The sequence below is a fragment of the Streptomyces sp. APSN-46.1 genome (genome assembly GCF_022815725.1).
Lineage (GTDB): Bacteria > Actinomycetota > Actinomycetes > Streptomycetales > Streptomycetaceae > Streptomyces.
Window position 1 is genome coordinate 242,735 of sequence record NZ_JALGRF010000008.1, and the last position, 10,649, is coordinate 253,383.

General features: G+C 68.6%; 10 protein-coding genes. 8 read left to right on the top strand and 2 right to left on the bottom strand.

All coding sequences use genetic code 11. The features are described from left to right. The first annotated feature begins 50 nt into the window (after window positions 1–50). From rpsO to MTF65_RS22090, 5 genes are all read left to right on the top strand, one after another. Complete coding sequence (rpsO, locus tag MTF65_RS22070; protein ID WP_136213493.1) at window positions 51–338, top strand: 30S ribosomal protein S15; 288 nt, start codon at window positions 51–53, stop codon at window positions 336–338. Between the two features lie 285 nt (window positions 339–623). Then, window positions 624–2,846: a polyribonucleotide nucleotidyltransferase gene (locus MTF65_RS22075; RefSeq protein ID WP_243630643.1), complete on the top strand. Its 2,223-nt coding sequence runs from the start codon at window positions 624–626 to the stop codon at window positions 2,844–2,846. Continuing rightward, window positions 2,843–4,222, top strand: a complete 1,380-nt coding sequence (locus tag MTF65_RS22080) for a pitrilysin family protein (protein WP_243630621.1) — start codon at window positions 2,843–2,845, stop codon at window positions 4,220–4,222. The genes MTF65_RS22075 and MTF65_RS22080 overlap by 4 nt, the downstream gene beginning before the upstream one ends. Before the next feature lie 25 nt (window positions 4,223–4,247). Next, window positions 4,248–5,000 carry a 4-hydroxy-tetrahydrodipicolinate reductase gene (gene dapB, locus MTF65_RS22085; RefSeq protein WP_243630622.1) on the top strand — a complete coding sequence of 251 codons (753 nt, stop codon included), beginning with the start codon at window positions 4,248–4,250 and terminating at the stop codon, window positions 4,998–5,000. A 19-nt stretch (window positions 5,001–5,019) separates the two neighbouring features. After that, window positions 5,020–5,502, top strand: a complete 483-nt coding sequence (locus MTF65_RS22090) for a hypothetical protein (RefSeq protein WP_243630623.1) — start codon at window positions 5,020–5,022, stop codon at window positions 5,500–5,502. 35 nt (window positions 5,503–5,537) lie between these two features. On the opposite strand, the gene MTF65_RS22095 is transcribed toward MTF65_RS22090, so the two are convergent. Next, window positions 5,538–6,092: a PH domain-containing protein gene (locus tag MTF65_RS22095; protein ID WP_243630624.1), complete on the bottom strand. Its 555-nt coding sequence runs from the start codon at window positions 6,090–6,092 to the stop codon at window positions 5,538–5,540. Window positions 6,093–6,139: 47 nt separating this feature from the next. Continuing rightward, window positions 6,140–6,370 carry a hypothetical protein gene (locus tag MTF65_RS22100; RefSeq protein WP_243630625.1) on the bottom strand — a complete coding sequence of 77 codons (231 nt, stop codon included), beginning with the start codon at window positions 6,368–6,370 and terminating at the stop codon, window positions 6,140–6,142. A 237-nt stretch (window positions 6,371–6,607) separates the two neighbouring features. Between MTF65_RS22100 and thyX the strand changes: the two genes are divergently transcribed. From thyX to MTF65_RS22115, 3 genes are all read left to right on the top strand, one after another. Next, on the top strand, window positions 6,608–7,348 hold the full coding sequence (gene thyX / locus MTF65_RS22105) for an FAD-dependent thymidylate synthase (protein ID WP_243630626.1): 741 nt from the start codon (window positions 6,608–6,610) through the stop codon (window positions 7,346–7,348). A 227-nt stretch (window positions 7,349–7,575) separates the two neighbouring features. Beyond that, window positions 7,576–8,475, top strand: coding sequence for a 4-hydroxy-tetrahydrodipicolinate synthase (dapA, locus tag MTF65_RS22110; RefSeq protein WP_243630627.1), 900 nt, complete (start codon window positions 7,576–7,578; stop codon window positions 8,473–8,475). A gap of 134 nt (window positions 8,476–8,609) precedes the next feature. After that, window positions 8,610–10,295 carry a ribonuclease J gene (locus tag MTF65_RS22115; protein WP_243630628.1) on the top strand — a complete coding sequence of 562 codons (1,686 nt, stop codon included), beginning with the start codon at window positions 8,610–8,612 and terminating at the stop codon, window positions 10,293–10,295. Window positions 10,296–10,649: the final 354 nt, after the last annotated feature.

Genomic DNA, 10,649 nt, shown 5'->3' on the forward strand with positions numbered 1-10,649 from the left:
ATTCGACCTGGGGCACTCGGTGGCTACGAAGACCTAAACGAGGAGTACGCGTGCCGCTCGACGCCGCTACGAAGAAGCAGATCATCGCAGAGTTTGGTGCCAAGGAGGGCGACACCGGCTCCCCCGAGGTCCAGGTCGCGATGCTCTCGAAGCGCATCTCGGACCTGACCGAGCACCTCAAGACCCACAAGCACGACCACCACTCCCGTCGTGGTCTGCTGATCCTGGTCGGCCAGCGTCGCCGTCTGCTGCAGTACCTGGCCAAGAAGGACATCCAGCGCTTCCGTACGCTGGTCGAGCGCCTCGGCATCCGCCGCGGTGCGGCCGGCGCCAAGTAAAGACGCTGTGAAGGGAGCGGACCCCACTCTGAGGGGGCCGCTCCCTTTGCTGTACGTGCGCGACGTACCGGACGCTTTGTAGTCTGAGTACAGCGCACAACCGAAGAGGAGGAGCGCCCTCCCTACGCCGCCGGTCCTCGGTAGTGGCATCCGGAAGGCTCCCCTGCGGGCCCCGAACCGGGTGCTTCGATCGAAGACCGGCCACGCACGCCAGGAGCGCTTCTCCAACACCGTCCTCCACCACACGGGTGGCGGACGGAGACGACGAATATGGAGAAAACGCTAGTGGAGAACGAGACCCACTACGCCGAGGCCGTCATTGACAACGGTTCCTTCGGCACCCGCACCATCCGCTTCGAGACGGGCCGTCTGGCCCGCCAGGCCGCCGGCTCCGCCGTTGCCTACCTGGACGACGACACGATGGTGCTTTCCGCCACCACCGCGTCGAAGAAGCCCAAGGACCAGCTCGACTTCTTCCCCCTGACGGTGGACGTCGAGGAGCGCCAGTACGCGGCCGGCAAGATCCCCGGCTCCTTCTTCCGCCGCGAGGGCCGCCCCTCCGAGGACGCGATCCTCACCTGCCGCCTGATCGACCGCCCGCTGCGCCCGTCCTTCAAGAAGGGCCTGCGCAACGAGATCCAGGTCGTCGCCACGATCATGGCGCTCAACCCCGACCACCTGTACGACGTCATCGCGATCAACGCCGCGTCCGCGTCCACCCAGCTGGCCGGTCTGCCCTTCTCCGGCCCGATCGGCGGCGTCCGCGTCGCGCTGATCCGCGGCCAGTGGGTCGCCTTCCCGACGCACACCGAGCTCGAGGACGCCGTCTTCGACATGGTCGTCGCGGGCCGCGTCCTGGAGGACGGCGACGTCGCGATCATGATGGTCGAGGCCGAGGCCACCGACAAGACCATCGCCCTCGTCAAGGACGGCGCCGAGGCTCCGACCGAGGAGATCGTCGCCGCGGGCCTCGAGGCCGCCAAGCCGTTCATCAAGGCCCTCTGCAAGGCCCAGGCCGACCTGGCCGCCAAGGCCGCCAAGCCCGAGGGCGAGTTCCCGGTCTTCCTGGACTACCAGGACGACGTGTACGAGGCCCTCGCGGCCGCCGTCAAGGGCGACCTCTCCCAGGCGCTGACCATCGCGGGCAAGCAGGACCGCGAGAGCGAGCTGGACCGCGTCAAGGAGATCGCCGCCGAGAAGCTCCTCCCGGCCTTCGAAGGCCGCGAGAAGGAGATCTCCGCCGCGTACCGCAGCCTGACCAAGGCCCTGGTGCGCGAGCGCGTCATCAAGGACAAGGTCCGCATCGACGGCCGCGGGATCACGGACATCCGTACCCTCGCCGCCGAGGTCGAGGCCATCCCGCGCGTGCACGGCTCCGCGCTGTTCGAGCGTGGCGAGACCCAGATCCTGGGCGTCACCACCCTGAACATGCTCCGCATGGAGCAGATGCTGGACACCCTCTCCCCGGTGACCCGCAAGCGCTACATGCACAACTACAACTTCCCGCCGTACTCCGTCGGTGAGACCGGCCGCGTGGGCTCGCCCAAGCGCCGCGAGATCGGCCACGGCGCGCTCGCCGAGCGCGCGATCCTGCCGGTCCTCCCGAGCCGCGAGGAGTTCCCGTACGCGATCCGCCAGGTGTCCGAGGCCCTCGGCTCCAACGGTTCGACGTCCATGGGCTCGGTCTGCGCCTCCACCATGTCGCTGCTGAACGCCGGTGTGCCCCTCAAGGCCCCCGTCGCCGGTATCGCCATGGGTCTGATCTCGCAGGAGATCGACGGCAAGACGCACTACGTCGCCCTCACCGACATCCTCGGTGCGGAGGACGCCTTCGGCGACATGGACTTCAAGGTCGCCGGCACCAAGGAGTTCGTCACCGCGCTCCAGCTGGACACCAAGCTCGACGGCATCCCGGCCTCGGTTCTGGCCGCCGCCCTCAAGCAGGCCCGCGACGCCCGCCTCCACATCCTCGACGTGATGATGGAAGCGATCGACACGCCGGACGCGATGTCCCCGTTCGCCCCGCGGATCATCACCGTCAAGATCCCGGTGGACAAGATCGGTGAGGTCATCGGCCCCAAGGGCAAGATGATCAACCAGATCCAGGAGGACACCGGCGCCGAGATCACGATCGAGGACGACGGCACCATCTACATCGGTGCCTCCGACGGCCCGGCCGCCGAGGCCGCCCGCGCCACGATCAACGCGATCGCCAACCCGACCATGCCGGAGGTCGGCGAGCGCTACCTGGGTACGGTCGTCAAGACCACCACCTTCGGTGCCTTCGTCTCCCTCATGCCCGGCAAGGACGGTCTGCTGCACATCTCGCAGATCCGCAAGCTCGCCGGCGGCAAGCGTGTGGAGAACGTCGAGGACGTCGTCGCGGTCGGCACCAAGGTGCAGGTCGAGATCGCCGAGATCGACTCCCGCGGCAAGCTCTCCCTGATCCCCGTGATCGAGGGCGAGACCGCCGACGCTGAGACTGACAAGGACGACTCCGACAAGTGACGTCGCGTAGTTCCCGTGTGACGGCCCGCCCCTCTTCGGAGGGGCGGGCCGTCGCCCGTACCCAAACACTCCTCAAGGGGCAGAACGGCATCGGCACCGTCCGGCGCACGGTCCTCCCCGGCGGACTGCGCATCGTCACCGAGACGCTGCCCTCCGTCCGCTCCGCCACGTTCGGCATCTGGGCCCACGTGGGCTCCCGCGACGAGACGCCCACGCTGAACGGCGCCACGCACTACCTGGAGCACCTCCTCTTCAAGGGCACCGAGAAGCGCAGTGCCCTCGACATCTCCTCCGCGATCGACGCGGTCGGCGGCGAGATGAACGCCTTCACGGCGAAGGAGTACACCTGCTACTACGCGCGGGTGCTCGACACCGATCTGCCGCTGGCCATCGACGTGGTCTGCGACATGCTCACCGGCTCGCTGATCCGCGAGGAGGACGTCGACGCCGAGCGCGGCGTGATCCTCGAAGAGATCGCGATGACCGAGGACGACCCGGGCGACGTGGTCCACGACCTGTTCGCGCAGACCATGTACGGGGACACCCCGCTGGGCCGCCCCGTGCTCGGCACCGTCGACACGATCAACGCGCTCACCGCCGACCGGATCCGCCGCTTCTACAAGAAGCACTACGACCCCACCCACCTGGTCGTGGCCGCCGCCGGGAACGTCGATCACAACAAGGTCGTACGCCAGGTCCGCGCCGCCTTCGACAGGGCCGGAGCGCTGACCCGCGCCGACGCCGAGCCGGTCGGCCCGCGCGGCGGCGCCAAGCGCATCCGCACCTCCGGCCGCGTCGAACTGGTCAACCGCAAGACCGAGCAGGCCCACGTGGTCCTCGGCATGCCGGGCCTGGCCCGCACCGACGAGCGCCGCTGGGCCCTGGGCGTGCTGAACACCGCCCTCGGCGGGGGTATGTCCTCCCGGCTCTTCCAGGAGGTCCGGGAGAAGCGCGGCCTGGCCTACAGCGTGTACTCGTACACCTCCGGCTTCGCCGACACCGGCCTCTTCGGCGTCTACGCGGGCTGCCGGCCCAGCCAGGTCCACGACGTGCTGCGGATCTGCCGCGAAGAGCTCGACAAGGTCGCCTCCGACGGGCTCACCGACGAGGAGATCAGGCGGGCCGTCGGACAGCTCTCCGGCGGCACCGTCCTGGGCCTGGAGGACACCGGTGCGATCATGAACCGCATCGGCAAGAGTGAGCTGTGCTGGGGCGACCAGATGTCGGTCGACGACATGCTGGCCCAGATCGCCGCCGTGACCCCGGACGACGTCCGCGCGGTCGCCCGGGACGTCCTGGCCCAGCGGCCGTCCCTCGCGGTGATCGGTCCGTTGAAGGAAAAGCAGGCCGCCCGTCTCGACGAAGCGGTCGCCTAGTTCCGTACGTAAGTGAGGAAGCAGAATGAGCAAGCTGCGCGTGGCGGTCCTCGGGGCCAAGGGCCGGATCGGCGCCGAGGCGGTCAAGGCCGTCGAGGCCGCCGACGACATGGAGCTGGTGGCCGCACTCGGCCGCGGCGACAAGCTGGAGACGCTGGCCGAGGCCGGCGCCCAGGTCGCGGTCGAGCTGACCACACCGGCCTCGGTGATGGGGAACCTGGACTTCCTCATCCGCCACGGCATCCACGGAGTGGTCGGCACCACCGGCTGGACCGAGGACCGCCTCGCGCAGCTGAACGGCTGGCTGGCCGGCTCCCCGGAGACCGGTGTGCTCATCGCCCCGAACTTCTCCATCGGCGCCGTCCTCACCATGAAGTTCGCCGCTCAGGCCGCCCGCTACTTCGAATCCGTCGAGGTCGTCGAGCTCCACCACCCCAACAAGGTGGACGCGCCCTCCGGCACCGCCACCCGCACGGCGCAGCTCATCGCGGCCGCCCGCGCCGAGGCCGGCTGCGCCCCGCAGCCCGACGCCACCGTCACCGCCCTCGACGGCGCCCGCGGCGCGAACATCGAGGGCGTCCCGGTGCACGCCATCCGCCTGCGCGGCCTGCTGGCCCACCAGGAGGTGCTGCTCGGCGGCGAGGGCGAGACCCTCACCATCCGTCACGACTCCCTGCACCACAGCAGCTTCATGCCGGGCATCCTGCTCGGCGCGCGCCGCGTGACGCAGACCCCGGGCCTCACGTTCGGCCTGGAACACTTCCTCGACCTCGGCTGATGAGCAGGCAGTAGTACCCATGCGCGCGAAGATCACGTACACCGTCACGGCAGCCGTTCTGGCCGTCTACTTCGTCCTGGTCGGCAGCCGGGGCCTGATGCTGATCCGCCAGGGAACCTGGCTCACCGTCACCTTCGGGGTGGCGGTGCTGATCCTGCCGGCCATCGGCGTGTGGTTCCTCTGGAAGAACACGCGGTTCGTCACCAAGGCCAACCAGCTCGCGACCGAGCTGGAGGCCGAGGGCGGACTCCCCGTGGACGAGCTGGAGCGGGACCAGTACGGCCGGATCCTGCGGGACTCCGCCGACGAGGTCTTCGCGCGCCGCAAGGCCGAGACCGAGGACGCGCCGGGGGACTGGCGTACCTGGTTCCGCCTCGCCGTCGCCTACCACGACGCCCGCGACACCCCGCGGGCGCGCAAGGCCATGCAGCGGGCGATCGCCCTGCACGGCGCCGCCCCCGCCGCACCCGTGGAAGAAGCGGAAGGGCCCGTACAGGCCTGATCAGGTCCTGTACGGGCCCCACCCGCCCGGCTCGGTTACGCGGGCACGGGCCGGTACTCGTCGGCCCAGGCCTCGACCGCGAACGCGGCCCGGTCGAACGCCTCCGTCCGCGACAGGAAGTCGGCGTTGTGGTCGGTCAGCAGCACCGGCAGCTCCGCGCCGCCGCGCCCGGCCACCGTCAGGGCCTGCCCCTGCACCGTCCGGGGCAGTCCGAGCCAGCGCACCGGCTGCTGCACCGTACGGATCCCGTCGATCTCGCTCCAGGAGAGGGAGCGGGTCCTGAGGAACGCCACCTGGCGCAGCCCCGCCGGGCTCACCCAGATGCCCGCGAGCAGGATCCGCAGCGCCGACCCGATCACGGCCAGCGCGGCGATCAGGCAGACGACGGCCCAGGTCCAGGTGCCCGCGAAGGCGATGATCATCGTGGAGATCAGCATGAAGGCGGCCAGTAGGAGCAGCAGCGCCGCGGCGGCCACCCGCCAGGGCCCGGGCCGGTAGGGCCGGCGCCAGCGGTTGTGGTCGACGTGGGCGAGGGCATCGTCTTCATGCGCTTCGAATACGCCGTCGGCCGTCAGGAAGGGCAGGGGCACGGCTGGACCTCACTCACATGCACGTTCGGTTGGGCTGTGCCGTGAGGCTACCGCCCCTGGGAGGCCTCGGACTTCTGCGGCGCGCTGCCGGGCTGAAGTGCGGGCATTCCGAAGAGCAACGAGCCGACGAGCCCGGCCACCACGGTCAGCCCCACCAGACTACGGGCGGCCAGCTGGCTCTTGCTCAGACTCTCGCGCGGCGGCGGAGTGACGTTGCTGCGGAATCGGTCGGCCTCGGCGACGAAGGCGAACGGGACGGGTTCGCGCCGACTGAGCATGGGAGCGACTCTCCTCACGATCGGGCCCCTGGGGGGCGACGGCTGCATGGCTGGCGTTCTATGACGTAGGACGATCGGCGGGCCCAATCGGTGCCGGGTTTCCGGGCATCAACCAAAATTCATGGCGGCGTGTCAGCTGTCCGGGTGACGGGCCGTCGAGCGGGGCTTGCGCGGGCGCCGTCGCGAGGCGACGTAGAGTGGGCGCGCCCAGCCCGCGCATGTTCGGAAGGACCCCCGGTGAGCGAGACCGCCGCTTCAGACCTGAAACCCAGCTTCCGCAGTGATGTGACGGTGGAGCTGGTGAAGCACTCCGCCGCCGACTCGGACGTGCTGTGGGCCGCCCGGGTCTCCACGGCGGGTGAGCAGTCCCTGGAGGAGCTCCAGAAGGACCCGGAGCGCTCCAAGGGCCTCATCAACTTCCTGATGCGGGACCGCCACGGCAGCCCCTTCGAGCACAACTCGATGACCTTCTTCATCAGCGCCCCGATCTTCGTGTTCCGCGAGTTCATGCGGCACCGTGTCGGCTGGTCCTACAACGAGGAGTCCGGCCGCTACAGGGAGCTCGAACCGGTCTTCTACGTCCCGGACGCCGAGCGCAAGCTCGTCCAGGAGGGCCGCCCGGGCAAGTACGTCTTCGTCGAGGGCACCCAGGCGCAGCAGGAACTGACGGGCCGCGTCATGGAGGACTCCTACCGCCAGGCTTACGAGGCCTACCAGGAGATGCTGGCGGCGGGCGTGGCTCGCGAGGTTGCCCGTTCGGTCCTGCCGGTCGGTCTTTTCTCCTCGATGTACGCCACCTGCAACGCGCGCTCGCTGATGCACTTCCTCGGTCTGCGCACCCAGCACGAGCTGGCGGCGGTCCCGTCCTTCCCGCAGCGGGAGATCGAGATGGTCGGCGAGAAGATGGAGCAGCACTGGGCACGGCTCATGCCGCTCACGTACGCCGCCTTCAACGGCAACGGGCGGGTTGCCCCGTAAGGGCTGTTCCACCCGTGGCGTACAGACGTGCGGAGCCAAGTCCCAAGTGTCCGTATTGCGGCGTTTCGTAAAGTTCATCTAGGCTGATCAAACGGACCCGGCACTGCCTGAACCCCCGAGCAGGCAGTGCCGGGATCCCGCACTCACCTCGCCGCCGCTGGTGAGGTGGCCCTGTTGACGTCCCCCGAGGGGGCACCGCGAGCGTGGCAGCGAGTAGCGTGTTACCCATGGCTCCGATCTCGACTCCGCAGACCCCCTTCGGGCGGGTCCTCACCGCCATGATCACGCCCTTTGCGGCGGATGGCGCACTCGACCTCGACGGCGCGCAGCGGCTCGCCGTCCACTTGGTGGACGCAGGCAACGACGGCCTGATCATCAACGGCACCACCGGTGAGTCGCCGACCACCACCGACGCGGAGAAAAACGACCTCGTACGAGCCGTACTCGAAGCGGTCGGTGACCGCGCCCACGTCGTCGCCGGCATCGGCACCAACGACACCCGGCACACCCTCGAGCTCGCCCGCCAGGCCGAGCGCGTCGGCGCCCACGGCCTGCTCGCGGTGACCCCGTACTACAGCAAGCCCCCGCAGGAAGGCCTCTACCGGCACTTCACCGCGATCGCCGACGCCACCGAGCTGCCGGTCATGCTCTACGACATCCCCGGCCGCAGTGGTGTCCCGATCAACACCGAAACCCTCGTCCGCCTGGCCGAGCACCCCCGTATCGTGGCCAACAAGGACGCCAAGGGCGACCTCGGCCGCGCCAGCTGGGCCATCGCCCAGAGCGGTCTGGCCTGGTACTCCGGCGACGACATGTTGAACCTGCCGCTCCTCTCGGTCGGCGCGGTCGGCTTCGTGTCCGTGGTCGGCCACGTGGTCAGCCCCGAGCTGCGCGCCATGCTGGAGGCCCACCTGGGCGGCGACGTCCAGAAGGCCACCGAGATCCACCAGAAGCTGCTCCCCGTCTTCACCGGAATGTTCCGCACCCAGGGTGTGATCACCACCAAGGGCGCGCTGAACATGCAGGGTCTGCCCGCCGGCCCGCTGCGGCTGCCGCTGGTCGAGCTGACCGCCGAAGAGGCGGCACAGCTCAAGATCGATCTTGCCGCCGGCGGGGTACAGCTCTGACAACAGACTTCACAACTGAATAAGCACAACCACTAAGCGTTACAAACAGAACAAAACAGATAACAGCAAGTGCACGAATGACATGCGCGCCACGTGCCTAAGGGGTACGTGGCGCGTGTGGTGAGGAGACACTTTTGAGCCATCCGCATCCTGAGCTCGGCCCGCCGCCGAAGCTGCCCAAGGGCGGCCTGCGCGTCACCCCCCTGGGTGGCCTCGGCGAGATCGGCCGCAACATGACCGTCTTCGAGTTCGACGGTCGCCTGCTGATCGTCGACTGCGGCGTTCTCTTCCCCGAGGAAGAGCAGCCGGGCATCGATCTGATCCTTCCGGACTTCACGTCCATCAGGGACCGGCTCGACGACATCGAGGGCATCGTCCTCACCCACGGCCACGAGGACCACATCGGCGCCGTCCCCTTCCTCCTCCGGGAGAAGCCGGACATCCCGCTGATCGGCTCCAAGCTGACGCTGGCCCTCATCGAGGCGAAGCTCCAGGAGCACCGCATCCGCCCCTACACCCTTGAGGTGAAGGAGGGGGAGCGCGAGAACCTCGGTCCCTTCGACTGCGAGTTCATCGCCGTCAACCACTCCATCCCGGATGCCCTGGCCGTGGCCATCCGGACCCCCGCCGGCCTGGTCGTGGCCACCGGCGACTTCAAGATGGACCAGCTCCCGCTGGACAACCGCCTCACCGACCTGCACGCCTTCGCGCGTCTGAGCGAAGAGGGCATCGACCTCCTTCTCTCCGACTCGACGAACGCCGAGGTCCCGGGCTTCGTCCCGCCCGAGCGCGAGATCTCCAACGTGCTCCGCACGGTCTTCGCGAACGCCCACAGCCGGATCATCGTGGCCAGCTTCGCCAGCCACGTGCACCGCATCCAGCAGATCCTCGACGCCGCCCACGAATACGGCCGCCGGGTCGCCTTCGTCGGCCGCTCGATGGTCCGCAACATGGGCATCGCCCGTGATCTGGGCTACCTGAGGGTCCCCGCCGGTCTCGTCGTGGACGTGAAGACCCTCGACGACCTGCCGGCCCACGAGGTCGTCCTGGTGTGTACGGGTTCGCAGGGCGAGCCGATGGCAGCCCTGTCCCGCATGGCCAACCGCGACCACCAGATCCGGATCGTCCCGGGCGACACCGTGATCCTGGCGTCGTCCCTGATCCCGGGCAACGAGAACGCGGTCTACCGCGTGATCAACGGCCTGACCCGCTGGGGCGCCAACGTCGTGCACAAGGGCAACGCCAAGGTGCACGTTTCCGGCCACGCCTCCGCCGGCGAGCTGCTGTACTTTTACAACATCTGCAAGCCGCGGAACCTCATGCCGGTCCACGGCGAATGGCGCCACCTGCGCGCCAACGCCGAGCTCGGTGCCATGACGGGCGTCCCGAAGGACCGCATCGTCATCGCCGAGGACGGCGTGGTCGTCGACCTGATCGACGGCAAGGCCCGGATCTCCGGCAAGGTCCAGGCAGGCTACGTGTACGTGGACGGCCTCTCGGTCGGCGATGTCACGGAGGTCCACCTCAAGGACCGCCGGATCCTCGGTGAGGAGGGCATCATCTCGGTCTACGTGGTGGTCGACAGCACCACGGGCAAGGTCGTCAGCGGCCCGAACATCCAGGCCCGCGGCTCCGGCATCGAGGACTCGGCCTTCGGCCCGGTGGTCGCGAAGATCGAGGAAGCCATCGCCCGCGCCGCCGCCGACGGCGTCGCGGAGCCGCACCAGATCCAGCAGCTCATCCGCCGGACCATGGGCAAGTGGGTGTCGGACAGCTACCGCCGCCGCCCGATGATCCTCCCGGTCGTCGTCGAGGTCTGAGCCTCGCCGTAGCGACCTTCCTGGAGCGGAGCAACCGGATTTGCATCCGGGGGCTCCGCTCCAGTACGTTTACGTCTCCACCTCGCACGGCACCCCGGCACACACGTGTGCCCGGACGAAGTCGGGGGAGGGTGGGAATCAGCACTCAGGGAGACCTGATAAAGTCTGATCCACCCGAAAGGGAAAGGCCCTCCAACGGCCACCGAATTCAAATCCAAGTCCGGAAACGGCGCGGAAATGGTCTGGTAGGGTTGGAATCGCCGGAAAGGGAAAGCGCGAAAGCGAAGAACCTGGAAAGCGAGCGGGACTGACTCTGATAGAGTCGGAAACGCAAGAACAGAACGAAAGCCCGGA

Excerpts from the sequence above, each read along its gene's own strand:
- dapB (WP_243630622.1), top strand. The coding sequence starts at position 4,248 with ATGAGCAAGCTGCGCGTGGCGGTCCTCGGGGCCAAGGGCCGGATCGGC.
- MTF65_RS22090 (WP_243630623.1), top strand. The coding sequence starts at position 5,020 with ATGCGCGCGAAGATCACGTACACCGTCACGGCAGCCGTTCTGGCCGTC.
- MTF65_RS22100 (WP_243630625.1), bottom strand. The coding sequence starts at position 6,370 with ATGCTCAGTCGGCGCGAACCCGTCCCGTTCGCCTTCGTCGCCGAGGCC.
- dapA (WP_243630627.1), top strand. The coding sequence starts at position 7,576 with ATGGCTCCGATCTCGACTCCGCAGACCCCCTTCGGGCGGGTCCTCACC.